Consider the following 24786-nt stretch of genomic DNA (forward strand, 5'->3'; position numbering starts at 1 on the left):
GACAGACAGCGGGGCACAATAGATAAATACGCTATTGACCACCTCGCACAGTCGCTAATGAAAACTTTATAGAGAATCAACAAGAGGATTCACCATGTCTGTAATTAAGATGACCGATTTGGACTTAGCGGGTAAACGCGTTTTCATTCGTTCGGACCTAAACGTTCCTGTTAAAGACGGTAAAGTTACTTCAGATGCACGTATCCGTGCTTCATTACCAACAATTGAATTAGCACTGAAACAAGGTGCTAAAGTCATGGTTACTTCCCACCTCGGTCGTCCGACGGAAGGTGAGTACAATGAAGAGTTTTCACTGCAACCTGTTGTTGACTATCTGGCAGAAAAATTAGACAACCCAGTTCGTTTAGTTAAAGACTACCTGAACGGTGTTGATATCGCCGCTGGCGAATTAGTCGTTTTAGAAAACGTGCGCTTTAACAAAGGCGAGAAGAAAGACGACGAAACGCTGTCTAAACAGTATGCAGCACTGTGTGATGTCTACGTTATGGATGCATTCGGTACGGCTCACCGTGCTCAAGCGTCAACGCACGGCGTTGCTAAATTCTCACCAGTTGCGTGTGCAGGCCCTCTGTTAAGCAACGAATTAGAAGCATTAGGCAAAGCGTTAGGTAACCCCGCGCGTCCAATGGTTGCTATCGTAGGTGGTTCTAAAGTTTCCACTAAACTGACTGTGTTAGATTCCCTGTCTAAAATCGCTGACCAACTGATTGTGGGTGGCGGTATCGCGAATACTTTCATCGCAGCAGAAGGCAACAATGTGGGTCGTTCACTGTATGAAGCGGACCTGATCCCAGAAGCGAAAAAATTACTGGCTAACTGCCAAATCCCAGTGCCAACTGATGTTCGCGTGGCTACCGAGTTCTCAGAAACTGCAGAAGCAACACTGAAAGCAAGTAACGCTATCAAAGATGATGAGCAAATTCTGGACTTAGGTGATGAATCCGCAGAACGTCTGGCTGAAATTCTGAAAAATGCGAAAACCATTCTTTGGAACGGCCCTGTGGGCGTATTCGAATTCCCTAACTTCCGTAAGGGAACTGAAATCGTTGCTCGTGCTATTGCAGACAGCGACGCTTTCTCAATCGCTGGTGGTGGTGACACCCTAGCGGCGATCGATTTATTCGGTATCGCTGATAAGATTTCATACATTTCTACCGGTGGCGGTGCTTTCCTTGAATTTGTTGAAGGTAAAAAGCTCCCAGCCGTTGTGATGCTAGAAGAACGTGCTAAAGCGTAATTAATTTGTTCATACACAACAGGCAGCGTAGGCTGCCTGTTCACCACAGGACCTTTTCACATGTCTAAAATTTTTGATTTTGTTAAACCAGGTGTTATCACTGGTGATGATGTACAGAAAGTTTTCGCGGTTGCCAAAGAAAATAACTTTGCATTGCCAGCTGTGAACTGTGTTGGTACTGATTCAATTAACGCCGTACTTGAAGCGGCAGCTAAAGTACGCGCTCCAGTTATTGTTCAGTTCTCTAACGGTGGTGCTGCATTTATCGCAGGTAAAGGCCTGAAAGCTGAAGGGCAACAAGCAGCTATCTTAGGTGCAATTTCAGGTGCATACCACGTACACCAAATGGCAGAGCACTACGGTGTGCCAGTGATTCTGCACACTGACCACTGTGCGAAGAAATTACTGCCATGGATTGACGGTCTATTAGATGCGGGTGAAAAACACTACGCGAAAACTGGTAAACCACTGTTCTCTTCTCACATGATTGACCTGTCAGAAGAATCTCTGGAAGAAAACATTGCAATCTGTTCTAAATATTTAGAGCGCATGGCGAAAATCGACATGACTCTGGAAATCGAATTAGGTTGTACTGGTGGTGAAGAAGACGGTGTTGATAACACTGGCATGGATAGCTCAGCGCTGTACACCCAACCAGAAGACGTAGCTTACGCTTACGAAAAACTGAACGCTATCAGCCCACGTTTCACTATCGCGGCTTCTTTTGGTAACGTACACGGTGTTTATAAGCCAGGTAACGTACAATTAACGCCAAAAATTCTGCGTAATTCCCAAGACTACGTGTCTGAGAAATTTAACCTGCCACACAACAGCTTAGATTTCGTTTTCCACGGTGGTTCCGGTTCAAGCGCTGCTGAAATCAAAGAAGCAGTAAGCTACGGTGTTATCAAAATGAACATCGATACCGATACTCAGTGGGCAACATGGGATGGTATTTTACAGTATTACAAAGCGAAAGAAGGCTACCTACAATCTCAGTTAGGTAACCCAGAAGGCGATGATAAGCCAAACAAAAAATACTACGATCCACGTGTGTGGCTGCGTAAAGCACAAGACTCAATGGTTGTTCGTTTAGAGCAAGCATTCAAAGAACTGAACTGCGTAGACGTTCTGTAATTTACGAGTTTAACTTGTGAATAAATCATCCCCCAGCAGGGTAGCTTGCTGGGGGATTTTTTATATTTTCACTAAGGAGCCTGTCACTTGCCGTATTGATTGCGAGCGCCTTGCTTTTCTTGTAACCTTCGCGTGCTTTGAACACTCTGAAATGCCCTATAAGGTAATCCAAATGACTGAACATAAATCTAAAGACCCGTTACATGGGGTTACGCTTGAAATGCAGGTAACAGAATTAGTTAACCATTATGGTTGGGCAAAATTAGGCAGCATTATCAAAATCAATTGCTTCAACAAAGATCCCAGTATCAAATCAAGCTTAAAATTCCTACGAAGAACGCCATGGGCGCGGGCTGAAGTTGAAGCGCTCTATCTTGATATGCTAGAAGACGATTCAATGGATGATGCTAATTTATCTGATGATCCGTGGGGTAATCACCGCGTTTAATACCTCGACGAAATGGAGCCTCTAATTGAGCTATAATGCATTGTTATTATTTGTTTTTTCTAATGAGTGGGTTAGCAGATTTCAGTGATGTAGAAATATCAGTTTAGGTTACTTTTACTCATAAAAATACCCTCTAAAAAGAGACTTAGAGGGCATGATTATGTCGCGACTAAATTAGGCTGTCGGTGGTATGAATACAGCGGCATTACAGATTAATCGGTACTGTTACCGAAGGATTTCTACGCTCTAAAAAGTAATTTAAATCGCACTGAAGCACATTAGCAAAAATACATAATCGGTGGATCGTAAAATTTTGAGTTCCGCGTTCATAACGAGAGATTTGTTGTTGGCTTAAGCCAGTTTTTTTACCAAGAATACTGGCGCTCCAACCTAATAATAGGCGGCGCTTGCGAACTTTTGCACCAATATCGGTATTGGAGATTTGATTGTCATAGAGAGTCATTATGCTGTCCTCGTTTATCTTTTAATTTTATCATTATGCAAATGAGAAAATATTGGTGTGAAAGAAAGATTGGCCATTAAATAAATTTAATCCAATAATAAAAACGCTTAGGCCAATAATAAAAGTGCTAAAGCTAAATAATAACGATAAGTGCTTGTTAATATAAAAGCTTGATTGTTCTTTTAATGGGAATGACGCATCTGAAAATGATAAAAACAGTATAATCATTCCCCAATGTAACACTGATTGTAAAAATGGGTGCTCTAAGTTGCTATTAATAACTACAGGCGTTAATGCCAACATTAAGGATATGGAATAACCGTTCCCATTTTTTTTGTATTTAATGATTGACTGGTAAATAACATATATTCCACCCGTTATTAGTAATGACATAAAAATAAGGTTAATAAACCCACCAGTCATAATCCAACGCAATATCTCATTATAAATATGTGGCACAATATAATTTTCAGAGCTTAAAAATGGGAGCTGGTTTTTCTCCATACTCGCATTAAGTATTAAAGGTTGTTCCCAAACTTCAGTTGGTGGGTAGATAAACAATGAGATGGAAAATCGTAACATTTGCTTAAGGTGAAAGCGGTTGATTATCTCACTGTCGATATACTTTGGGCACAGCTGAATAAGGTAAACGCCAATAAATACAGCGAGGGCAATAATGAAATAGCTGGCGCTCACTCTTACTTTATTTTTTTGATAAAACAAACAGATAAAAACAAAAGCACACACTGCGAAACTCAATGTTGTGGTGATAGATTGCAGAACAACCAGCGTCACTGTAAACAAGAAAATGCAGAGACTTAATAGCGTTATACGGCATTTTTCTTGGGTAAGCGATGCAAGTTTAAATTGTGATAACACTAGGGTCATCAACGAAAACATACAGCTCATCGCCATGTTAACCGACAAAATGGTAATTTGTTGCGTCAAACCATATGACCGCATATCGGTTGCAAAATAAAAAATAGTAGTTTCAAAAAAGTATTGATAAATAGTAAATAAACACTGAATAACATTAATAGCAATAAAGCAATAAATACAGAAAGATTGAATTAACCACTTCTCTCGTATTTGCAATCCGACAATATACAGTACGACTCCTGCGCTGATGCCAGACCAATACCAAAATATAACATTATGACTTTCTTTTATATAAAAAAGATTGATGCTTAATATGGCTAGCGCTAAACAAAAACACATTGCAGGAATCGTAATGAAAATCCGATTTTTTCTATAAAATACGGTAAATGCAATGATGGAAATAATTAATGCAATCGCTAACCAGCTAATAATATTTTGTGGCAGCGATTGCCTTAAGCTACCTAAATTATCAATGTAAATTATGCTGGCGAGATTCCAAATAATAAAAATACTAATAAATACAGCACGAGAAAGCATAATCATAAAATTTATACTGCATGTTAATTATAAATAAGTTGCAATTAACCACGCATTACCAGTGTATTTTCCTGGCTCAGCATCTAATCCATAAAGGTGGCTTTCGATTTCAATATTTTTCACTTTATCAATGGTGGTTTCGATAGTTTTACCGCGGTAGTTACTCTCTGCATCGTACAGTGATAACTCAGAGTAAATCGTGTTATTACCTGATTTCAGCGGCACACGCTTTTGTGGATCGTTATCCATAACGTAATCTAAGGCGAATTTTACTCTAACCCCCTGACTTCTATCACATTGATAGGTTGCAGTACGGGTTTGTTTACTATCAAATTCAATGGCATCCAGTGTATTGTGATTGATATTTAAGTTATCAATATTGGATTTACAGTTTGATGGGTAGTTAATCACCGACTGAGTTAAATCCAGTTTTACACTCGCTTTATCCGCTGGCACAAACACATCAGGTGTACCCGGATATTGGAACATTCGGGTATAGCCCGCAATCATTGCTGGTGGAATAACAACTTTGCCATCAATGGGAATATCTTTCACATAAATACGGACTTCAAATGGGAATTGAACGGTGAAGAATCCTGCGTCTAATGGCCCCATTTCTTCAGAAGAACATCCACGCCCAGAAATGTTTTTCCAACCCTGAGTAATTCCATTGTCTGAATACAGTGTGAAATAAGTATTCGCATTAATTTTATAAGCGGTTAACCCTTTAATGCTAAAGCCAGCCTCTGGCATATAAGCAAAAACACGATGAAAGGCATAGTTCCATGCCAGTCCGTTTTGGTAGTTACCCACTAAAAAGTTCACCTTGCAATACACAGTACCGTAGGGCTGTGATGAACTTTCATTAATCACAATACCTTCTTTATTCGGCGGAGCGACGGAATAGTATTTCTCGCCATTGCTTGCAATTGTTGGAGTGCTTGCGATGACCGAGTTATTGGAGACAAGATTCATTCTATAACCCCCACCACTGGACGAGTAGCGAGTTAACCCATGAGACACTTGGCTATAGAGAAACAGTGACATCAGCATGGTCATTAATGAAATTAGCGAAGTTTTAGATGTTTTTTTCATTGTCGTTACCTAACTTTAGAGATAATCAATCATCACTGACAGTGCCGCACTAAACGGGCCGACTTCAAGTGTTTCAGGCACTTGATTCGTAACTAATTGTGACTGTAAGGTCAATGTGGCGGTATCACCACTCACTAACGGGAAGATGGGCTCCCATTTCAGTAGATTGATAGCGGTATTTCTATTAGCTTGGGAAAAGCGGATCCCTAATCCTTGGATCGTGGTGCTTAATACCGTTTCGTTATTAATCGTGAGGGTCGAACCCTCTTTAGGGGATAAATAAATTCGTAAATTTTTACGCAGATCGCACTGTTTAATTAGGATCCCAAAGTTTTGCTTTTCTTCTGTTATGCGATCTAATGCGACATTTTGAAAATTCACATACAGCTCTTTATCGCCATTTTCATTGGTGATCACACAGGATGGACGCACCAATGTGGTTTCCAACGTAATTAAAATATCAGCCAGTGAAAAGCTGCTCATTAGCAGGCAAATCGCCCCTATAAAACCGGATATTTTCATCTGTATTCTCCTACTGATAGTCCAGATTGAAAGTGACTAAGGATGAAAAGCTCCCAGTCCTGAGTCGTCCATTAAAGGGTTTTTGCGCATATACCCCAAATTGCAGCGGGTTAATGGAGCCTTTTCCCGATTCCGTGACGGTACTGATATCAATCGGGGTATTAAATTTCAAAGGTTGAGCATTCTTGCCATCAGTTAACGCCAGTAACACATTGGACTCGCCAGTCGTTTTCAAATAGGTGACGCCATTGTGAGTTTCAGTATCTTGAGTATTTAGCGTAATTTTGATGGTCTTATTTAATGCCGCTGTCGAGCAGTCGACGATATCCAACTGAAAAGGTTGAACATCAGAACGCCCAAGATTTTCAAGTTCAGAAAAGCGTAGACCCGATAAGTAAACCGTTTTCTTCGTGTCATCGTCGGATAAGCGACAGCCAATAGGCACTAGTGTTCCCTCAAAATAGACGGATAGACTATTTGCCAAGCTGCCGTAGCTGGTGAATAACAAGCTACTCATGCTAACCATAAGTGCGAATGTTTTAGTCATAAATCATCTCCAAACGGCGTGCTGAATTCTCGGCTGGAAGTAAAAAGGTCATACTTTTATTTGTCTGCGGCTTTGAAAAAACATATTGCTGACCCGCAAATTTCAACGTGAATGGCGCCCACATTTGGTTATAAGTGCGGGTGACACAATGGGCATAACTCACGGTAAATTGATAAACAGGCTCATTGACATGATTGACCGCTCTCGTCATCGTCACATTAGGCTGGCAAGGCGTTATGAGAAAACGCGCATGAACATAAACAGTGCCTGTTGTTTCCAATAATGAGGGTTGCGATGGCGTTTCTGCCAATACAGGCATGGCGAACATGAGCGATAACCCAAAGTGATACAGTTTCATGTTGATATTCCTGTTTATCCGTTACGTCTATGGTGTGACTGTGCACTGCGATGCTTGGCACTTAAACGCCAGTGATGGCTTTCCACCATAATCATTGATATAGGTGAGATATGGTGTCGCAAATTTTGCTGATTTTAGGTTATGGGTTGATTTCGGTGGCACCATAACGGCATCAAAGTCACTCTGCTCAGACTGCTTCTGGCTGTTACCAATGCCGATAATAGTCAGATAAAAACTTGTTGGGTTATTCAGTTGATAACCATTGGCTGTTGGGGTTAATGTCACCTGTTTTGTCCAATCTTTTTTGCTATCAGCCACAATCGCTTCTGGGCGATAAAACAGTTTTACACGGCTTTGCAGGGCGATTTGTAGAACACCCGCTTCTGTTGATTTTGGTGGGATTTCACGCAAGTTATAGTAAAACAGAGACTCTCTATCTTGAGGTAACTTACTGATATCTGGCGCAGTGCTTAAACGAACTAAGCTGGTGGATTTTGGCTCCATACGCTGAATCGGTGGTGTTGCGATAATCGGGCCAGCTTCCAATTTTTGCTCTGACGCATCTTCTAACCATGACTGCGCTAAGTAAGGCAGTTCAGGGTTATCATTGCGAATAGTGATGTTAATAGACTGCTGATCACCATCAAAAATAATACGAGTACGATCCAGTGTAACTGCGGCGTAAGTGGCGCCCATTGCACCGATAGAGGTCAATAAGACACTGGTGCGAAGTAAATTAAAAAGATTTGATTTCATTTAAATTGTTTCCTAATGACAAATTAATACAGGGTAGCTTTCCGCACTGTTTTTAAACTCAGTGACTTGCGTGCTGCATTGCAATTTATTTCCCCAGTAAAGGTTAAGCAGGTCATTTGGCATCACGCCGACAATCCATGTGATCCCTTGCTCACCAACAATGCCGAGCTCAATGTTATTTTTATTACGCACACTGGCGCCAAAGGGTGGATAAGTACCGTCTGCCAGTTTTAAACGGGCAAAGGTTTTTTCCCCTTGGATAACATTAAGGCTGCGATAACCGATGGCTCCACGAGTTAATGTGGCTTCGGTAACGCTCTCTAACGCTTCGATATTGTTCGGTAATTTACTGGTATTAATTGATGCTGTTGTCTTGCGATAGCTACTTACGTTAGGGAGTACGGTTAAGCCAAAGCGGTTAGTTTTATAAACACCGCCGTTTAATGGCACGTTGCTCGCTCCCGGTGTTTCAACGACTAAGCGCGTTCCACCATAGGCTGCCTGATGCATCGCAATTCCTTCTTTGACCAATGTGATCCCGCCGTTAATCGACCCACCAATGGTGTGGTACTCATTGGGAACATAACTGGCATTGGCTGAGAGTGATGCCGTTGGGAAGTTCTGGCTCAAATAACCACTGAAACTGGTTTGTGAGTCTTGATACTGTCCCGTTTGGTAACCTACGTTCAGGTTATAACTACGCTGATCGTTGTAGCCGCTATAGCCCACGTTATGGGTTGAAGAACGGCGTCCATTTTGGTCACGTGTATAACCCTCAGAGAAGCTCATGCTGCTGCCCATTGTGAGGGGAACGGTGACATATAACGTAATGGCATCATCCTGATATCCCGCTCTTTTGGAGCGTGTCGCGGATGCGGTTAAGCTGATATTTTTTAACCCTAAATAGGCAATATTGAAGGCGGTGTTGATATAGGCCCCAAATTGCTCTTCCGTTTGGCTATTCCAATACGTGTTGTACTGGTAGTTTCCACCCAGTGAGAACGCGTCAAAATATTTATTGATATTGACCTGATAGCTCTCTTTGTGTGCCTGGGTTTCAATCCCTGTACGGCGTTCGTCTAATGTTTGTTGTAATGAACGATAGGTTTCATCCGAGAATCGATAGCCTGCGAACGTAATGTCCGTTCTCGCCTCATCAAACGATTTTGAGTAACTTAAACGGTAACTGCGTCCTGTTAAGGTATTGCTGAGTAATTTTGCATGAGACTGTGTTATGTCAAATGACAAGCTCCCGAAGGTAAATAAGTCACGCCCAAAACCGGCTGAAAATGCTTGGTAGTTTTTGGATAAAATCGAACCACCATAAATAGACCAAATATTATTAAGTCCATAAGAAAGCTCGCCAGATGCGGTCATATCCCCTTCAAGGTGACGTCCATCGTAACGCGGTTTACCAACGGCAAACTTATAACGAACTTGTCCAGGGCGCGTTAAATAAGGTAGCGCCGCGGTAGTAATGCTGAACTTTTGTTCTTCGCCATTTTCTTCACGTACCGTGACATCTAAGGTTCCACGGATTGAGCTATCCAACGTTTGGATCTGGAATGGACCTGCGGGAACCGTAGTCTCCAAAACAATACGGTCATGGCTTTTGACGATGACTGTTGCGTTGGTTTGTGCAATCCCGATGATCTCTGGGGCATATCCCGTCAGTTTCGGCGGTAGCATATTTTCATCGGTCTCTAGTGACAGACCTGTGAACTGCCAAGAATCAAAAATGGCGGAATAGAAATAGTTTTCCCCCAACGTTAGAACCGAGGCGATATTCGCTAATGAACGATAAGCATATAAACGGCTGAATATGGCATCGCTATATTCATTGTTATAGTTACCCGATGATTTACGGTAGTTCGCTTGGTAATCTCCACGTAAACGCCACGCACCGAGGTTTAACCCTGTGGTTCCGTTTGCGGATAAATAGGACTCTTTGGTTCCGCTATTTCGGTTGGTAAAGGACCCCGTCAAGGTGTAGTCGAGTAAGAAACCGTTAATACCGTCTTCCCAGCGAGAAGGTGGCACCCAGCTAGGGTCGGTATATTCTAGATAACTTTGTGGGATTAAAATCGTCAGTGTTAACGTGGATAAATCCACGCTCATGGTACTGCCTTCAAGCGCAGACAAATCGATACACTGATCGTTATCGCGATATTTAATTAAGCGAACCGCTTCTGGTTTTAAGCCGAGCTGATCTGTAATGGTTGCCGGAACACAGACAACGCTAAATAATGAATCTTCAGCAGAAGTTGGTGCACCCACAGTAATATCGCGGGCATTACCCAAACGTTCATTATTGACTTTAATCGTTAGATGATAATTTCCAGGCATAACAAATCCGGCCTGAGAAAACTGGCTAAAGTCAATATTCTGAGTATCTTTGGTATCAAGCATATCTGTATTAAATTCAACAGAAAAAGCAACAGTAGGAATACTGGATAAGCAAGATATAATAATTAACTGGTGAAAAATATTAAATTTAGCCATAGTGTTCTTATCATTTAAAATATTTATTAGTCGTAACTCACATTGAATTTAATCGTGGCAAAGTAATTTCCGGGTTCAATCTCATTATTAATGGTGTCAATTTCTGTTTCATATTTCAAAAAGCTGATTTTTGTTTTGCTATCAAAGTAAATGGCGCTATTTGAAATAGAATACGATTTATTCGGAGTGACCAAATTGTTATTGGTGTCATAAATATAGACAACGACGCCATCCGTGGGGCCTGATAGTTTTATTGCATTGTTGTAGATATCGCTATTAGCAAAGAATTTAATTTTTATGCCTTTGCTATTATCTTTGTCATATTCACTAATGCAGTTATTTAATTTAATGTTGAATGTTTTTCTATTGTTATTTTTTGCTTCTTCTGTGTTGATGTCACTTTTAGAAACAAGATCATAATTAATATATTGATATTGGCTGTCTGTTTCTATTGAACAGGGAGCTGCAACAATATATCCGCGCATAACAGTTTCACCACGAATACCACCATCAACTGTATATTCTGCATTAGAAATAAAAGGAGCTAATAATAGTGTTGACCATAAGAAAGATAAATTTCGCATAATGAACCTTTTTATTGGGAGGGGTACCCCTCCCATAAAAATTATTCGTAAGTGATTTTGAAGTCAGCGATAGAGTTGAATTCACCTTCAGTTACTGGAGTAGAAGCATCAACACGTTTTGCTAATGCAGTAAATTCCAGAACGTTTTCACCTTGTCTGTTACGAATTTGGTTCAGTACAGATTGAGCTTCATCAAATTTAAAATCTTTAATTTGAATACCAACGTTATTAGCGGTACCAGTCACGCCTAAGAACTCTTTATTAGTACCAACGTAGTTTTTACCACCGAAAGTGATTTTGATATCTTTAACTGCAACCCATTTACCTTCAGTATCCTTACTGAATTCGTCGAAGTTACACTCTTTTAATTTAATAGAGATATCTTTCTCTGCTGCATTACCTGCTTCTAAAGAAGCACGTGACAGTTGACCAAATGGAACTTCTTGTTTGGTGCTTTCTGATTCGATATTACATGGAGAGTTAACTACTTGACCGCTGAAATGTAATTCACCAGTGTTACCGCTAGCTAAAACAGAAGCAGACAGAGTAGAAGCTGCAAATAAAACAGCAACAGATAATTTATTTAATTTCATGTTATAGATCCTTAAAGATAAGTATTTTTTAGTCCCTAAAGTGAATGCAAATTGCCTAGTGCATCCATGCGTCGGCTTTTTGTGTAAGTCATTTCGACGAAAACAAGTTTATCCATCAGGAGAGTTTTTTGAAATAAAGTATTGGTATTTTAATGAAGTAAAATATTTAATCCTGATATTAATATTTTTAACGTGACTTTTAATGTTTTTATTTTGAGGTGATAATATATGGGGTTTTTAATCACTTTTGCTTTAAGGTAAATTAATAAGTAATTTTTAAAAATTAAAAAAATAGAGCATCAAATGTCATAATTCGATACTCTATTTTTGTCATGATGAAATGTTTGCTGATTGAAATTAAATTGTGCAAATAAAAAGAGGGGAGAAGTTCTCTTCAAAAATATAGTTTTTTTCGCTCAAACGCTTTATGTTCACAAAATAAATTTGCCCTTCTTGCGGAATACCCCGTATTTTTACTTTATTTTGAGCTTGGTCATTAGGATCAATAACAACTCGTTCGACTTGTGAGAAAAAATGCCCACCTTGGTAGACATATTTCATATAAAATTTACGAGCGATAACATAACTTTTGCCATCATTGCTGATGGTTCCATTCATCACAAAAGTATGATGCTCAGGGTCATTCTCATTTGGAATAATGCTAAGTAGGTAATAGCCTTTTAAGTCTGAACGGCTGTCTGAAATATCAATTTTTAATGTTGCTCTGCAACTTGGGACAATGGCGGTGCTGTTTTTATAATAAACATAGCTACTAATGAAGACTAAGATGGTTGAAATAATCAGTAGCCAAAAAGCCCTGACAGATTTCTTATTTGACATAAAAATTCTCACAACTCACTGTTGTACTATCTTTGGGGGTGTTAGGACAATAAGATAAAAATAAAAAGTTATCATAGAGGTTTTTATCATTCGTGACGATTCCGACATTGTAATAAAATAATGTAGCCGGCTTTTTGCAATCAATGTTTAACCGTGTTAACTGGTTTTGTAAATCAGTAAAACTAATCGTCGTCATATCGGGTTTATGGTAGCTATTAATATAGCGTATGCTGCACTGATCAATGCGACCCACCTCAGGATATTCTGTTCGCGTAGCAAAAAAATAGCTTTTAAAAAGATAAAGTAAGCAAAAAATAATAATCACAACTAAGGCTAGCTCAATAAAACGGTTATTGAGAATGTAACTTTTTTTCTTTACTGTTTGCACTTTTTCTTTTGGTGTTTCTTCTATAACGGCTGCTTTATGTGGTTCATTAAGTAATATTTCTTGAGGTTCTTTTTGTTGGACATCATGATTTAATTCTGATGATAGCAACTGCAACTGCAATTGCGCATTAAGCTTGATACCCACTTTAGGTATAGTCGTAATTATTTCATCCTCACAAAATGAGGACAAATGACGGCGTAAAACAGAAATGCTACTGTTAAGGTTATTATCGGATGCAACTTGGTTGTGTTCATCCCACACTCGGCTTAATAATGTTTCACGATCTAAAACCTCACCATTATTTTGCACTAACACCAATAATAAGCGGTTTAGTGTGGTAGTTAGTTTAATTGCATCGCCGATATTATCGCGATATAACAACCCCTGATGGCTGTCATAAATAATATTATTTATAAGATATTTCATATTTTGTTTTATTTTATTTATTAGGATGTCAAATAAGTATTTTTCCAGTGTATACCTCTAATTTGGTCGGTGTCAATTAGACAGAAATTGCCTGATAATGGATTTGATTTAAGAAAGTTACATTCGATAGATATAATAAAAAAGCCCCTAAATGATGTATTTAGGGGCTTAGAATAGCGTAATAAAATGGAGGTTAAATTAGGCTGTATGCTCTAAGATTTTATGCAAAACGGGATGGAATTTACGTTTAAAATAGACCAAGCCATGTCCATCATCGCTAACAACAATCTTTTTCATCTCAACCATATAGACAGAGTGAGTGCCAATATCTTGTACTTGGGTAATTTCACCTTCAAGATTAGCAAGGGCATTTCTTAACAATGGTTGTTCTAAAATACCTTTATCCCACATATCCCATCCAAAGCGCTCATCCATTGTCGAGCCTTTCATGCCCGCAAAGTGACAAGCTAAATCTTCTTGATCATGGTTGAGAACGTTAACGCATAGGCGGCCATTCTTTTGAAAAACCGCATTCATAGAGCTGTTGCGGTTAACACATACCATCAAAGTTGGTGGCGTATCAGTCACAGAACAAACCGCAGTGGCAGTAATACCGCAACGGCCTTCTGAACCATCCGTGGTGACGATGTTAACAGCGGCACCGAGACTTGCCATCGCATCTCTGAAACGTAAGCGATGTTCATTTTCTAAAGACATTTTGACCTCCTGCTGCCGATTACTTCAGCAGCGAATCTAACAGATTAATATCGTTGTTGTTGTGCAGGTGAGGGCGCTTCCAGCCGTGCTGATCATAGTCAGACAGGCAGCGGTCAACCATGTCTGTCATGGCTTTCATGTTGCCAGAACCGTATGCATGACGCAGACATTGCAGACGAATTTCGTCTTGGCTTCCCGCGTAGTTAATTTCATACAGCTCGTGGCGACCACCGAATTCACTACCGATAGCATCCCACATTAATTTTAAAATTTTAATACGTTCAACGTGATCCATCCCATTTGAACCGCGAACATATTTTGCCAGATATTTGTCAATCTCTGGGTTATTCATATCACGAACGCTTGATGGCAGATAGATCAAACCACTTGTTACGTTACTTTCGATGATATTCTTGATTTTGGTGTAGGCCATTGGTGCCATAACGCGATACGTTTGGATGGCTTGAGTATCTGGCAGGAACGCGCCGCCTTCCCAAGCTTTTGCTTCTGAACACATAGCATCAGTCAGTGACCAGAACAGGTTACGCCAAGCAACCACTTCACCGAGATCCGCTTGAACTCCACGGAAATCAATAACACCCGTACATTCAAGGCTCTTTTGTAGAAGACCTGTAATGAAGTCCAGTTTGACGGCTAAACGTACACAAGCTTGTAATGGGAACAGACGAGCAAAGCCACCTTGTACCGCCCAGTTACGAGCACGGTCGAAATCACGATAAATCAGTACGTTTTCCCATGGAATTAACACATGATCCATGACCAGAATGGCATCATTCTCATCAAAACGGCTTGATAACGGGTAATCAAACGGAGCCCCTGTTGCACCAGCAACTAATTCATAAGATGCACGGGAAATTAATTTCACACCGTCCGCATCCATTGGTGCAACAAACATCAGAGCAAAATCAGGGTTATCACCCATGACTTGTGCAGAACCAAAACCGATAAAGTTGTAGTGTGTTAACGCAGAGTTGGTTGCAACAACTTTTGCACCGCTGACGATAATACCTGCATCAGTTTCTTTTTCTAGCTTTATATAAACATCTTTAACTTCATCGGCAGGCTTATGGCGATCGATAGGTGGGTTAACAATCGCATGGTTAAAGTATAAGCCGCTCTCTTGAATGCGTTTGTACCAGTTGCGTGCGTTGTCGGCAAACTGACCATAATATTCTGGGTTAGCCCCTAAACAGCTGGCGAATGCCGCCTTATAGTCTGGAGTGCGTCCCATCCATCCGTAGCTTTGGCGTGACCAATCTGCGATGGCGTCGCGTTGTTGGCGTAAGTCATCGGCACTTTTTGCGAAGCGGAAGAATTTGTGGGTGTACCCGCCGTTACCTGTATCTGTGCCCCAGCAAAGCTGGTCATGAGTCGATTTATCATGAAGCGCATCATATAACTGTCCTATTGAAGTTGCTGAGTTACGAAAAGCAGGGTGCGTGGTGACATCTTTAACACGCTCACCATAGATATAAATCTCGCGACCATCTTGCAAACTTTTTAGATATTCTTGGCTATTAAATGGGCGCTTAGCATCGGAACGAAAATCTTCTGGTTTCATGTCTACCTCGTTTTAGAACAAAGAGGGCTTGCGGGTTGTCGGCGTACAAAGGTTGCAAGCTTGAATAATGTTAATTTTATGTTTGTTTTGTGTTTACTAATTGAATCGTTTTCTGTGGGGTTTTAAAAGAGACTTTCCAAAGAAATGCTGGTACTTTTCGTTGGTGAGGTGGTTTTATGAAAGAAATGTGATCTTACCGATATTTTAATGTTAATGCTATTTCATTTATTTTAAATAAATCCTTATTTATCATTATATTAATTTTCATTAAAAACTTAATGATTTTTATTTGTTAATGTTTTATTTGGTTGTTATTTGAGCTTAACATTCACTTTTTGTTTGCGACTAATAGTACAAGTTGTAACTTTAAAAATAAAAATGCAAGACATCAAAAATGTTTGCATTATGTAAAATAATTTAAGGGGGATACTAAAATTTTAACATCCACGATTTAGTGGATATTTTGCTCGCGCCATTGGCTCGGTGAGGTACCCTCTGAACGATTAAAAAAGCGGGCAAAATAGGCTGGATCTTTAAATCCAAGTTGATAGGCAATTTCAGAAACGGAGATATCGCAAAAGAGCAGCATGCGTTTGGCTTCTCGTAAAATCCTATCAAAAATGAGTTTCTTCGGAGGGCGGTTGGCAAATCGCCGACACATATCTTTTAAGCGAGATTCGGTGACGCCGAGTTTATCCGCATAATCAGGGACAGAGAGATGCTCGCGATAATGCATATCGATAAGCTGGTTAAAACGTTGGAATAATCGATGTTCACCACGCACGCCGCTAACATGGTGCTCGTCAAGGGGGACAGAGCGCAGTAAAAAGGTGAATAGGGCTTGGGCAAGTGAAGATAACACTTGGTCTCGACCAATATAGTTATTGGCAGATTCCCGCGCCATTAAATCCCAATAATGATTAAAAGTTTCAATATCTTGGGGTTTATCCGCGACAGATAAACAAATCGCCGGAATATCGACTCTGTCCAGGTTGGCAGAATAAAGTGATTCCAATAGTGGCGAAATTAAATCTTGCCGTACGGTTAGTACATGCCCGTCAGTATCTTCTTGGGTAAAAAACGCATGGGCGACAGAAGGGGGGGTTAAAATAAATAGTGGTGCCTGCACAGAATAACGGGACTCATCCAGCTGAAGCGTAATATGCCCAGTGACTAAATAGTGTAATTGAAAATAGCCATCGTGACGATGAGCAGGCATGTCGCGGCCGAAGAAGGCGGCGAGTTTGCCGAAGGTTTGGTAGTGGACGTCGTCGTTGCCCAGGACGTCATCGTAGTCCTTCCCAATATCTATGTTTGTAATGCCCGTCATAATTGCTCTTCATTCTTCAAGCTGCAGCGTTGTTGGCTACACAAGCTAATCCTAGTCACATACTTGTGTATGCTCCTAGGAATTAGCTTGCTTGCCGCCTAGCTGCAACTCGAATTATTTTGAGCAATGCTCAAGGTTATTGGAGTGCAGCACTCATTTCTTTAATTCGACTGTTTTACAGTTTGACAGTTTACGGTGTGGCTCTTGGTCTTGAGTTTTTCATTGGGATGGCGATGACCAGAATGGCACCGACGACCAGCAAACCGGCTACAAAATAGAGACCGGAATTGAAGCTACCCGTTTGATCTTTCAACCAACCGATTAACAGTGGGCTAACCGCGGAGCCTATATTACCTGTTGCGTTGATTACGGCAATACCGATTGCGCGAGCGCGTAAACTGATCGACTGATCTGGCGTGGTCCAGAAAACTGCCATCGCAGTAAACGAACCTGTAGACGCCATAATGATCCCCAATAATTGGATCATCGGCTGATGAGTCATTGCTGCAATGATCCAACCTGCCGCCGCAAACAAATACGGCAACGCAGTGTGCATCTTACGCTCTTGCAAGCGATCCGAACGGCGACTCCAATAAATCATCCCTAAAATCGTACAGAACTGAGGGATCGCCGTTAATAGCCCAATCATGGCATTACTGCTGCCCTGATTAAAACTCTGCATAATTTGTGGCGTCCAAATATTAATGGCGCTCAGTGTGTTAGTTAGACAGAAATAGGCAACGGTATACATTAAGATCACAGGGGTGAAAATCTCTTTCCACAGGCTGCTATTTTGCAGTGCAGTCTGGCTTTTTGAACCGTGTGGCTGTACTAATTCTAATTGATCTTTATCCATCATCTCTTGCAGTGTGTCTTTATCTTCCTGAGTTAGCCATTTCGCTTTCTTCGGAGAATCATCCAGATAAAACCACACTAAAATACCCAGCAGAACAGATGGGAAACCTTCCAGTAAAAATAACCACTGCCAGCCTTTCAGATCTAAAACGCCATCCAGTCCCAGAATATAACCAGAAGCTAGCGAGCCAAATGCCATGGTGACAGGCATTGCAATCATAAATAGAGCGTTAGCACGAGCACGGAAATAAGCGGGGAACCAGTAAGTTAAGTAAACTAAAATCCCTGGTAAGAAACCGGCTTCAGCAATACCCACCAGCATACGCAGAATATATAAACTGGTTGGCCCAGTGGCGAACATTGTTGCGGTAGAGGCGATACCCCATAACACCATGATAGTGGCAATCCAGCGACGAGCGCCGACAATGCCGAGCATGATGTTACTTGGAATACCAAAAATAACGTAAGTCGCATAAAACAGGGTGGCCGCTAGACCAAACATGGTAGACGTCAGACCGATGTCTTTCCCCATTGTTAGTCCCGCAAAGCCGATATTAATCCGGTCTAAGAACGAGAAAACAAACAGAACGAACAGAAATACGATCAGTCGTTTAAAAAGTTTATTGATCACCCGCTGTTGCGGTTCGGTAAGGTTCTTATGTTGCTCTGCAGGATTGTTACTAGCAACATTCTGTGAATGACTCATTATAATGCCCTCTAATTACAATTTATTATAGGTACAAGGGTCTACTAGGCAGTCATTTGGGCTGCCTTGTTGTGGTTGCGATTTTATTGCTTACTATCTAGGTCGCCCATGAGCGTAGGGTAAAATTGAACGACCTAGAGGAGTTCAAATTGTTTTAGTACACGCTAGATGCGCTGTTATCCATATCGGAAACCGTTTTACCGAATTTCGCGGCAAGGGCTTCAGCGGTGCGCGCTAATAATGTGGTATCCACACCAACGGCGACAAACAGGGCGCCGAGCTTAATATAGTGTTCTGCGATATCTGGTGCCGCCATCAAAATTCCCGGCGCTAAACCTGCCGCACGAATTTGCTTAATGGCATCTTCAATCACCGCTTTCACTTCAGGGTGGTTTGGATTGCCAGAAAAGCCCATATCCGCACTCAGATCTGCAGGGCCGATAAAGACACCATCAACCCCTTCAACTTTGAGGATCTCAGGTAGGTTTTTGATAGCTTCGCGGGTTTCCACTTGGACAATCACGCACATTTCATCATTAGCGCGTTTTAAATAATCAGGAATACGATTCCAGCGAGAGGCGCGCGCTAAGGCACTGCCCACCCCACGAATTCCCGCTGGTGGATAACGAGTTGAGCGTACCGCTTGCTCTGCTTGTTCCGCATTTTGCACCATTGGCAGTAAAAGTGTTTGTGCGCCGATATCCAGCAATTGCTTGATAATCACCGGCTCATTCCATGCCGGGCGAACCACTGGTTGCGATGGATACGGAGCGATAGCTTGTAATTGCGCTAAGGTGGTTTGCACATTGTTTGGTGCATGTTCACCATCGATCAACAGCCAATCAAATCCAGCGCCAGCAACCAGCTCAGCGCTGTATGGGCTGCACAATCCTAGCCATAAACCAATTTGTGGTTTGCCTGTTTTCAGGGCTTTTTTGAATTTATTTTCTAACAGATCCACAGTGAACTCCTTATGCAAAGCGGCAGCTAATTGAGCCCATCACGCCGTAATCAACGTGGAAAACATCCCCTTTACGAGCAGGAACAGGGCGAGTGAATGAACCGCCAAGGATAATTTGTCCCGGCTGTAGGTCTACATTGTGTGGGGCTAATTTATTGGCTAACCATGCCACACCATTAGCTGGGTGGTTTAGCACCGCAGCCGCAACGCCAGATTCTTCAATCACACCGTTACGATAAAGCAGGGCGCTGATCCAACGCATGTCTAAATCGCGCGGTTTAATCGGACGTCCGCCTAAGATCACTGCGCCGTTTGCCGCATTATCTGAAATGGTGTCGAACACTTTACGTGGACGGTTAGTGTCAGGATCGATATTGTGGCAACGGGCATCGATCAGCTCTAAAGCGGGGATCACATAGTCCGTCGCGTTATACACATCAAATAAGGTGCAGTTAGGGCCGCGCAGCGGTTTTGCTAACACGAATGCCAGTTCAACTTCAATACGCGGAACGATAAAGCGATCGGTTGGAATATCACAGCCATCATCAAAGAACATGTCATCGAGCAGTGCGCCATAATCCGGCTCATCAATCTGGGAACTGGCTTGCATCGCTTTGGATGTTAGACCGATTTTATGCCCTTTTAATACACGCCCTTCCGCCAGCTTTAAGCCGACCCACTCTTTTTGAATGGCATAGGCATCTTCAATGGTCATCTCGGGATGATCCAAAGAAATTTGACGGATTTGCTGGCGGCTTTTTTCCGCTTGGTTTAGGCGTTTAGCGATTGTTGAAATGGTATCTTGTTGCAACATCTTATTTTTCCTTTTGCACCTCAGCTCGTCATACTTCGAGCTATAACTACGTTAGCTTCATTCGCTAACCCTAGTCACATACTCCTGTATGCTCCTAGGGATTAGCCTCATTTGCTGCCTTGTTCTAACTCGAATTATTTAGAGCTAAGATTTTAAAAGCGAAGACCGTTAGCTAATGTTTTTTTCTAATTAGAAAGCCCACCAAAGCAGAGATATTTCACTTCCAGATAATCTTCGATTCCGTAACGTGAGCCTTCACGACCAAGTCCTGACTGCTTAATACCACCAAACGGAGCCACTTCATTTGAAATAATGCCTTCGTTGATACCCACCATGCCGCTTTCTAAGGCTTCAGCCACACGGTAAATACGCCCGATATCACGTGAATAGAAATAAGATGCCAGACCAAACTCAGTATCGTTGGCGAGGTCGATAGCTTCTTGTTCATCACGGAATTTAAATAACGGTGCTAATGGTCCAAATGTCTCTTCTTTCGCTACTTTCATGGATTCAGTCACATTGACCAATACGGTAGGTTCGAAGAACAGACCACCAAGGCTGGATGATTTACCGCCCGCAGCGATAGAAGCGCCTTTCGAAACGGCATCCGCGATGTGCTCAGACACTTTATCCACGGCAGCTTGGTTGATAAGCGGGCCTTGCTCTGAATCGGCTTGGGTCGCTGGACCAATTTTTAATGCGCTCACGGCTTTCGCGAGGCGAGCTGCGAACTCATCGTAAACACCTTCTTGGACTAAAATACGGTTTGCACACACGCAAGTTTGTCCGCTATTACGGAATTTAGCCGCTAATGCCCCTTGAACCGCAGCATCTAAATCGGCATCGTCAAATACGATAAATGGTGCGTTACCGCCTAATTCCAGCGACATTTTTTTCACGGTATCTGCGCACTGTTCCATCAGTAATTTACCCACACGGGTAGAACCAGTGAAGGTTAGTTTGCGAACAATCGGGCTTGAAGTCATGACTGCACCAATCGCTTTGGCATCGGTACCCGGAACAATGTTGAATACACCTGCTGGAATACCGGCTTCTTCACCTAATGCCGCTAATGCCAGTGCAGATAATGGGGTTTCAGCCGCAGGTTTTAATACCATGGTGCAACCCGCTGCGAGGGCAGGGCCGACTTTACGGGTGATCATCGCATTCGGGAAGTTCCAAGGGGTGATAGCTGCGACCACACCCACAGGCTGCTTGATGGTCACTAAGCGACGGCCAGGCAGTGGGGATGGGATAGTTTCGCCGTAAGTGCGTTTACCTTCTTCAGCAAACCACTCGATAAAGCTGGCACCGTAGGCAATTTCACCCATGGATTCATTGAGGGATTTACCTTGCTCAGTACTCAGGATCTGCGCGAGTTCTTTTTGGTTTTCCATCATTAAACGGAACCATTTGTTCAGAATTTGGCTACGTTCTTTAGCGCTTTTGGCACGCCATGCTGGCAACGCTTTTTCAGCAGCTTCAATGGCTTGTTGAGTTTCCGAGGCACCCACATTACTGACGCGAGCAATCACTTCTCCATTTGCTGGGTTAGTCACATCAAACTGGCTACTGTTTTGGGCATTCACCCATTGACCATTAATGTAAGCCTGTTGGCGGAATAATTTAGAATTGGTGTTTAAGCTCATTTTTCGTTGTTCTCCGAAGACACTGAATGAACGTGTGCGTGGACATTTTTAGCGGACAAGCGTTGGCTTGAAAAACTCAGTCCGGCACAAATCGCCATTACGAGTGCCATAGCAAATGGGGATTCATCTTGTAGTATGGACACTGCAACACTGGCAAGGGCTGCCAAGGCAAACTGAATTGAGATGGCGAGCGCACTGGCGCTGCCTGCGATTTTCCCGCGGTGTTGCAGTAACAGTGACAAACTGTTGGTGCCGATAGCATTAACCATCGATAGGAACAGAACCACTAGGATAACAATAATTGGTAGGCTTTGTTGATAGAAAATTAACAACAGAACACCAAAAATCAATTGGATACCGCTTTGCATGCCCAAAATTCGTGGCAGGCTATACACCTTGAGCAATCGGACGTTAAGCAGCAACATCGCAATCATGCCCAAAATATTGCAGCCAAACAGCAGCCCATAATACTGTTCAGAAACACCAAAATAATTGATATACACAAACGGTGAACCACTGATAAAGGCGAACATACCAGCAAAAGAGAATGCCATAGTGCCAATGATACTCAGTGCTTCTCGGTCTGTGAGCACCAACCGATAATTATGAAAGGCGACACCGACTAAATTGCGGGATTCACGCTGATGAGGCAAGGTTTCAGGTAGCAGTAAGAAAATCGCTGAAACAGAGCACAACCCCACGGCCGCGAGTACATAGAAAATGACTTGCCATTTAAAATGAATTAATAAAAATCCGCCCACTAATGGCGCTAATAATGGGGCTATCATAGTGACTAATGTCATCAGTGACAGCACTTTAGGCAGCTCGCTAGAAGGATACACATCACGGGCAATGGCGCGCGCCATCACTATTGCGGCACCACTTCCAAATGCTTGCAATGCTCTAAAGGTAATTAAGGCTTCCGAGCTGGTGGCTTGGGCGCATAACAGGCTGGCGAGAGTAAAAATGACCAGCCCACTTAGCAACATTTTACGGCGTCCTAGCAGATCGCTCAGGGGACCATAAAACAACATGCCGACGCAGAAACCTGCAAAGAATGCCCCGAGGGTGTACTGCATCTGTCCTTGGGTGGCATTCAGTGCTTGTGCCATTTGTGGTAAGGCTGGCAAGTACATGTCAATCGATAGGGGACCGAACGCCACCAGTGAGCCCAGTAACGGGATCAACCAGCGCGGTATCGGTCTATTGGTAAATGAAATTGGCATATTGCCCCCTATCGATATCCATCAATGACAACTTAAATTTTTTATGACTTAAACTTTCTATGACTTAAACAAGGCATGCACATTGTTCTGTTTGTAGTTCAGAACAGGATCGAGCTCTTCCATGGTGAAAGAGAGCGCCAAGTAACGCTTTGCCATTAAATCGGCAAAATGGGTTTTGATCAGATCAAACAGCATTTCCCCGGTTTTTTGGCGATCTTCAAGGGAGCGACCTGCACCAATTTTTAAAGTCATATGCACAAACGCGTAATCGTGTTTGCCATCCGCCATTTGCCAAGTATCCAGCCAGATTGCGCGGCTACGAATGCCCCCTAACGGGAAAATTCCTGTGCCAGCTAACGCGCTGTTTACTTTAGCGAACAGCTCGGGTAGGGCGGCTTCTTCACGAATGTTGTCGGTGCATTCAGCATAAAAATGAGGCATATCAGTTCCTTATGCGTTGGCAGCTTGTTTATCAGTAATAAACTTTGGCAGTGGGAAAATCGCGTTGATTTGCCCAGTTCCGGAGCTGGCGAACAGGTCAGTTAACACTTCGACTTTCTCATCATATTTATCCCAGCCGAGCAGACCCAATAACATCACGGTGTCATGCATATGACCTTCGCCATAGCAGTAATCCGCGTACTCTGGCAGCATTTTGCAGAACTCAGCGAAACGACCTTCACGCCACAGTTTGACGACGCGTTTGTCCATTTGCTCATCGAATTCGCGGGTATAGCTGTTCATGCCGTCTTCCGCACGATGGTCATCAATAAAGCGGTGAGACAGGGAGCCACTCGCTAATACCGCCACGGTACCGTCATATTTTTCAATCGCAGTCAGTACGGCTTCACCTAATTTACGGCTAGTTTCAAAGCTGTGTGAGGTACAGAATGCTGAAATGGAGATCACTTTAAAGTGGCGATCGCTGTTCATATAACGCATTGGAACCAGCGTTGCGTACTCCAGAGTTAGGCTTGGAATTTCATGAGCTTGAGCGCGAACGCCTAGCTTGCGAGCTTCTTCACCGATCATCTGACCCAATACGGAGTTGCCGTCATATTCATATTCCATATCGCGAATAAAATGCGGCAATTCATTACTGGTATAGATGCCTTTGAAGTGATCGGCACAGTTAATGTGATAAGCGCTGTTGACCAGCCAGTGAGTGTCAAAAACGATAATGGTATCGACGCCGAGTTCACGGCAGCGACGACTGATTTCTTTGTGCCCATCAATGGCGGCTTGGCGACAGCCGTGGTTTTTGCCCGGCAGTTCAGATAGGTACATTGATGGGACGTGTGTTACCTTCGCCGTTAATGCCAACTTACCCATGTCTTTTCCCCTTCGCTTATCCGTCATACTTCGCGCTGTAGCGTTGTTGGCTTCATAAAGTCACCCTAGTCACATACTTCAGTATGCTCCTAGGGATAACTTCACTTGCCGCCTAGCTACAACACGAATTATTTAGGATAAGTAGCTAAATTAATTATCATTGATTCAAAATTACTTAGAATAAATAATGGTGTAGCCTGCTACTGAGTAATTTTGCTTCTTACTGTGTATGCTTCCCGAGATGCTATCGTCTGCCGTTTAGCTACTTAGGATAAGTAGCT

25 protein-coding genes are annotated in these 24786 nt (G+C 42.3%); 3 read left to right on the plus strand and 22 right to left on the minus strand.

The window, feature by feature from the left end:
- The first annotated feature begins 94 nt into the window (after positions 1 to 94).
- The 3 genes from pgk to QS795_RS03450 all read left to right on the plus strand — a co-directional run bounded on the left by pgk (position 95) and on the right by QS795_RS03450 (position 2843).
- Positions 95 to 1258 carry a phosphoglycerate kinase gene (gene pgk / locus QS795_RS03440; RefSeq protein WP_036953968.1) on the plus strand — a complete coding sequence of 388 codons (1164 nt, stop codon included), beginning with the start codon at positions 95 to 97 and terminating at the stop codon, positions 1256 to 1258.
- 60 nt (positions 1259 to 1318) lie between these two features.
- Positions 1319 to 2395, plus strand: a complete 1077-nt coding sequence (gene fbaA / locus QS795_RS03445; RefSeq protein ID WP_132496207.1) for a class II fructose-bisphosphate aldolase — start codon at positions 1319 to 1321, stop codon at positions 2393 to 2395.
- Between the two features lie 172 nt (positions 2396 to 2567).
- Positions 2568 to 2843 (plus strand): VF530 family protein, encoded by a 276-nt coding sequence (locus QS795_RS03450; RefSeq protein WP_154628280.1) that lies wholly within the window; start codon positions 2568 to 2570, stop codon positions 2841 to 2843.
- Positions 2844 to 3048: 205 nt separating this feature from the next.
- Here QS795_RS03450 and QS795_RS03455 read toward each other — a convergent pair whose 3' ends face one another.
- From QS795_RS03455 to hpaD, 22 genes are all read right to left on the minus strand, one after another.
- Positions 3049 to 3306 carry a helix-turn-helix domain-containing protein gene (locus QS795_RS03455; RefSeq protein WP_154604465.1) on the minus strand — a complete coding sequence of 86 codons (258 nt, stop codon included), beginning with the start codon at positions 3304 to 3306 and terminating at the stop codon, positions 3049 to 3051.
- 33 nt (positions 3307 to 3339) lie between these two features.
- On the minus strand, positions 3340 to 4728 hold the full coding sequence (locus tag QS795_RS03460) for an O-antigen ligase domain-containing protein (protein WP_286272609.1): 1389 nt from the start codon (positions 4726 to 4728) through the stop codon (positions 3340 to 3342).
- Positions 4729 to 4749: 21 nt separating this feature from the next.
- Positions 4750 to 5817, minus strand: a complete 1068-nt coding sequence (locus tag QS795_RS03465) for an adhesin (protein WP_286272607.1) — start codon at positions 5815 to 5817, stop codon at positions 4750 to 4752.
- Positions 5818 to 5832: 15 nt separating this feature from the next.
- On the minus strand, positions 5833 to 6339 hold the full coding sequence (locus tag QS795_RS03470; protein ID WP_286272605.1) for a fimbrial protein: 507 nt from the start codon (positions 6337 to 6339) through the stop codon (positions 5833 to 5835).
- Between the two features lie 10 nt (positions 6340 to 6349).
- Positions 6350 to 6886: a fimbrial protein gene (locus QS795_RS03475; RefSeq protein ID WP_286272604.1), complete on the minus strand. Its 537-nt coding sequence runs from the start codon at positions 6884 to 6886 to the stop codon at positions 6350 to 6352.
- Positions 6879 to 7244, minus strand: coding sequence for a hypothetical protein (locus QS795_RS03480; RefSeq protein ID WP_286272603.1), 366 nt, complete (start codon positions 7242 to 7244; stop codon positions 6879 to 6881). The genes QS795_RS03475 and QS795_RS03480 overlap by 8 nt, the downstream gene beginning before the upstream one ends.
- 27 nt (positions 7245 to 7271) lie before the next feature.
- The gene (locus tag QS795_RS03485; RefSeq protein ID WP_286272601.1) at positions 7272 to 8000 is read right to left on the minus strand and encodes a fimbrial biogenesis chaperone; all 729 of its coding nucleotides are present in this window, start codon (positions 7998 to 8000) and stop codon (positions 7272 to 7274) included.
- A gap of 12 nt (positions 8001 to 8012) precedes the next feature.
- The gene (locus QS795_RS03490) at positions 8013 to 10502 is read right to left on the minus strand and encodes a fimbria/pilus outer membrane usher protein (RefSeq protein ID WP_286272600.1); all 2490 of its coding nucleotides are present in this window, start codon (positions 10500 to 10502) and stop codon (positions 8013 to 8015) included.
- A 26-nt stretch (positions 10503 to 10528) separates the two neighbouring features.
- Positions 10529 to 11086: a fimbrial protein gene (locus QS795_RS03495; protein ID WP_154604472.1), complete on the minus strand. Its 558-nt coding sequence runs from the start codon at positions 11084 to 11086 to the stop codon at positions 10529 to 10531.
- A 41-nt stretch (positions 11087 to 11127) separates the two neighbouring features.
- Positions 11128 to 11679 carry a fimbrial protein gene (locus QS795_RS03500; RefSeq protein ID WP_286272597.1) on the minus strand — a complete coding sequence of 184 codons (552 nt, stop codon included), beginning with the start codon at positions 11677 to 11679 and terminating at the stop codon, positions 11128 to 11130.
- A 357-nt stretch (positions 11680 to 12036) separates the two neighbouring features.
- The gene (locus QS795_RS03505; protein WP_286272594.1) at positions 12037 to 12519 is read right to left on the minus strand and encodes a FidL-like protein; all 483 of its coding nucleotides are present in this window, start codon (positions 12517 to 12519) and stop codon (positions 12037 to 12039) included.
- Positions 12509 to 13333 carry a winged helix-turn-helix domain-containing protein gene (locus QS795_RS03510; protein WP_286272591.1) on the minus strand — a complete coding sequence of 275 codons (825 nt, stop codon included), beginning with the start codon at positions 13331 to 13333 and terminating at the stop codon, positions 12509 to 12511. The genes QS795_RS03505 and QS795_RS03510 overlap by 11 nt, the downstream gene beginning before the upstream one ends.
- Before the next feature lie 198 nt (positions 13334 to 13531).
- Positions 13532 to 14050 carry a 4-hydroxyphenylacetate 3-monooxygenase, reductase component gene (hpaC, locus tag QS795_RS03515; protein WP_286272590.1) on the minus strand — a complete coding sequence of 173 codons (519 nt, stop codon included), beginning with the start codon at positions 14048 to 14050 and terminating at the stop codon, positions 13532 to 13534.
- Positions 14051 to 14069: 19 nt separating this feature from the next.
- Positions 14070 to 15632 carry a 4-hydroxyphenylacetate 3-monooxygenase, oxygenase component gene (gene hpaB, locus QS795_RS03520; protein WP_286272588.1) on the minus strand — a complete coding sequence of 521 codons (1563 nt, stop codon included), beginning with the start codon at positions 15630 to 15632 and terminating at the stop codon, positions 14070 to 14072.
- Positions 15633 to 16083: 451 nt separating this feature from the next.
- A complete protein-coding gene (gene hpaA / locus QS795_RS03525) occupies positions 16084 to 16962 on the minus strand; it encodes a 4-hydroxyphenylacetate catabolism regulatory protein HpaA (RefSeq protein WP_154604476.1) in 879 nt (292 codons plus the stop codon).
- A 190-nt stretch (positions 16963 to 17152) separates the two neighbouring features.
- Positions 17153 to 18523, minus strand: coding sequence for a 4-hydroxyphenylacetate permease (gene hpaX, locus QS795_RS03530; RefSeq protein ID WP_154604477.1), 1371 nt, complete (start codon positions 18521 to 18523; stop codon positions 17153 to 17155).
- A 154-nt stretch (positions 18524 to 18677) separates the two neighbouring features.
- A complete protein-coding gene (gene hpaI, locus QS795_RS03535; RefSeq protein ID WP_036954009.1) occupies positions 18678 to 19484 on the minus strand; it encodes a 4-hydroxy-2-oxoheptanedioate aldolase in 807 nt (268 codons plus the stop codon).
- Positions 19485 to 19494: 10 nt separating this feature from the next.
- Complete coding sequence (hpaH, locus tag QS795_RS03540) at positions 19495 to 20298, minus strand: 2-oxo-hept-4-ene-1,7-dioate hydratase (protein ID WP_286272587.1); 804 nt, start codon at positions 20296 to 20298, stop codon at positions 19495 to 19497.
- 185 nt (positions 20299 to 20483) lie between these two features.
- The gene (locus QS795_RS03545; RefSeq protein ID WP_286272585.1) at positions 20484 to 21947 is read right to left on the minus strand and encodes an NAD-dependent succinate-semialdehyde dehydrogenase; all 1464 of its coding nucleotides are present in this window, start codon (positions 21945 to 21947) and stop codon (positions 20484 to 20486) included.
- On the minus strand, positions 21944 to 23173 hold the full coding sequence (locus QS795_RS03550) for a Bcr/CflA family multidrug efflux MFS transporter (RefSeq protein WP_318626869.1): 1230 nt from the start codon (positions 23171 to 23173) through the stop codon (positions 21944 to 21946). Before QS795_RS03550 ends, QS795_RS03545 begins: the two co-directional genes overlap by 4 nt.
- Before the next feature lie 57 nt (positions 23174 to 23230).
- On the minus strand, positions 23231 to 23614 hold the full coding sequence (locus QS795_RS03555) for a 5-carboxymethyl-2-hydroxymuconate Delta-isomerase (RefSeq protein ID WP_154604480.1): 384 nt from the start codon (positions 23612 to 23614) through the stop codon (positions 23231 to 23233).
- Positions 23615 to 23623: 9 nt separating this feature from the next.
- Positions 23624 to 24505, minus strand: a complete 882-nt coding sequence (hpaD, locus tag QS795_RS03560) for a 3,4-dihydroxyphenylacetate 2,3-dioxygenase (RefSeq protein ID WP_006662718.1) — start codon at positions 24503 to 24505, stop codon at positions 23624 to 23626.
- Positions 24506 to 24786: the final 281 nt, after the last annotated feature.

It is taken from the genome of Providencia zhijiangensis, assembly GCF_030315915.2.
Taxonomy (GTDB): Bacteria; Pseudomonadota; Gammaproteobacteria; order Enterobacterales; family Enterobacteriaceae; genus Providencia; species Providencia zhijiangensis.

Bases quoted from the DNA above. Each gene is read 5' to 3' on its own strand.
- QS795_RS03490 (WP_286272600.1), bottom strand. From the start codon at position 10,502: ATGGCTAAATTTAATATTTTTCACCAGTTAATTATTATATCTTGCTTA.
- fbaA (WP_132496207.1), top strand. From the start codon at position 1,319: ATGTCTAAAATTTTTGATTTTGTTAAACCAGGTGTTATCACTGGTGAT.
- QS795_RS03495 (WP_154604472.1), bottom strand. From the start codon at position 11,086: ATGCGAAATTTATCTTTCTTATGGTCAACACTATTATTAGCTCCTTTT.
- hpaA (WP_154604476.1), bottom strand. From the start codon at position 16,962: ATGACGGGCATTACAAACATAGATATTGGGAAGGACTACGATGACGTC.
- hpaC (WP_286272590.1), bottom strand. From the start codon at position 14,050: ATGTCTTTAGAAAATGAACATCGCTTACGTTTCAGAGATGCGATGGCA.
- QS795_RS03465 (WP_286272607.1), bottom strand. From the start codon at position 5,817: ATGAAAAAAACATCTAAAACTTCGCTAATTTCATTAATGACCATGCTG.
- hpaX (WP_154604477.1), bottom strand. From the start codon at position 18,523: ATGAGTCATTCACAGAATGTTGCTAGTAACAATCCTGCAGAGCAACAT.
- QS795_RS03500 (WP_286272597.1), bottom strand. From the start codon at position 11,679: ATGAAATTAAATAAATTATCTGTTGCTGTTTTATTTGCAGCTTCTACT.
- hpaH (WP_286272587.1), bottom strand. From the start codon at position 20,298: ATGTTGCAACAAGATACCATTTCAACAATCGCTAAACGCCTAAACCAA.
- QS795_RS03510 (WP_286272591.1), bottom strand. From the start codon at position 13,333: ATGAAATATCTTATAAATAATATTATTTATGACAGCCATCAGGGGTTG.
- QS795_RS03550 (WP_318626869.1), bottom strand. From the start codon at position 23,173: ATGCCAATTTCATTTACCAATAGACCGATACCGCGCTGGTTGATCCCG.
- QS795_RS03555 (WP_154604480.1), bottom strand. From the start codon at position 23,614: ATGCCTCATTTTTATGCTGAATGCACCGACAACATTCGTGAAGAAGCC.
- QS795_RS03505 (WP_286272594.1), bottom strand. From the start codon at position 12,519: ATGTCAAATAAGAAATCTGTCAGGGCTTTTTGGCTACTGATTATTTCA.
- QS795_RS03480 (WP_286272603.1), bottom strand. From the start codon at position 7,244: ATGAAACTGTATCACTTTGGGTTATCGCTCATGTTCGCCATGCCTGTA.
- hpaD (WP_006662718.1), bottom strand. From the start codon at position 24,505: ATGGGTAAGTTGGCATTAACGGCGAAGGTAACACACGTCCCATCAATG.
- pgk (WP_036953968.1), top strand. From the start codon at position 95: ATGTCTGTAATTAAGATGACCGATTTGGACTTAGCGGGTAAACGCGTT.
- QS795_RS03455 (WP_154604465.1), bottom strand. From the start codon at position 3,306: ATGACTCTCTATGACAATCAAATCTCCAATACCGATATTGGTGCAAAA.
- QS795_RS03460 (WP_286272609.1), bottom strand. From the start codon at position 4,728: ATGATTATGCTTTCTCGTGCTGTATTTATTAGTATTTTTATTATTTGG.
- QS795_RS03545 (WP_286272585.1), bottom strand. From the start codon at position 21,947: ATGAGCTTAAACACCAATTCTAAATTATTCCGCCAACAGGCTTACATT.
- QS795_RS03485 (WP_286272601.1), bottom strand. From the start codon at position 8,000: ATGAAATCAAATCTTTTTAATTTACTTCGCACCAGTGTCTTATTGACC.
- QS795_RS03450 (WP_154628280.1), top strand. From the start codon at position 2,568: ATGACTGAACATAAATCTAAAGACCCGTTACATGGGGTTACGCTTGAA.
- hpaB (WP_286272588.1), bottom strand. From the start codon at position 15,632: ATGAAACCAGAAGATTTTCGTTCCGATGCTAAGCGCCCATTTAATAGC.
- QS795_RS03470 (WP_286272605.1), bottom strand. From the start codon at position 6,339: ATGAAAATATCCGGTTTTATAGGGGCGATTTGCCTGCTAATGAGCAGC.
- QS795_RS03475 (WP_286272604.1), bottom strand. From the start codon at position 6,886: ATGACTAAAACATTCGCACTTATGGTTAGCATGAGTAGCTTGTTATTC.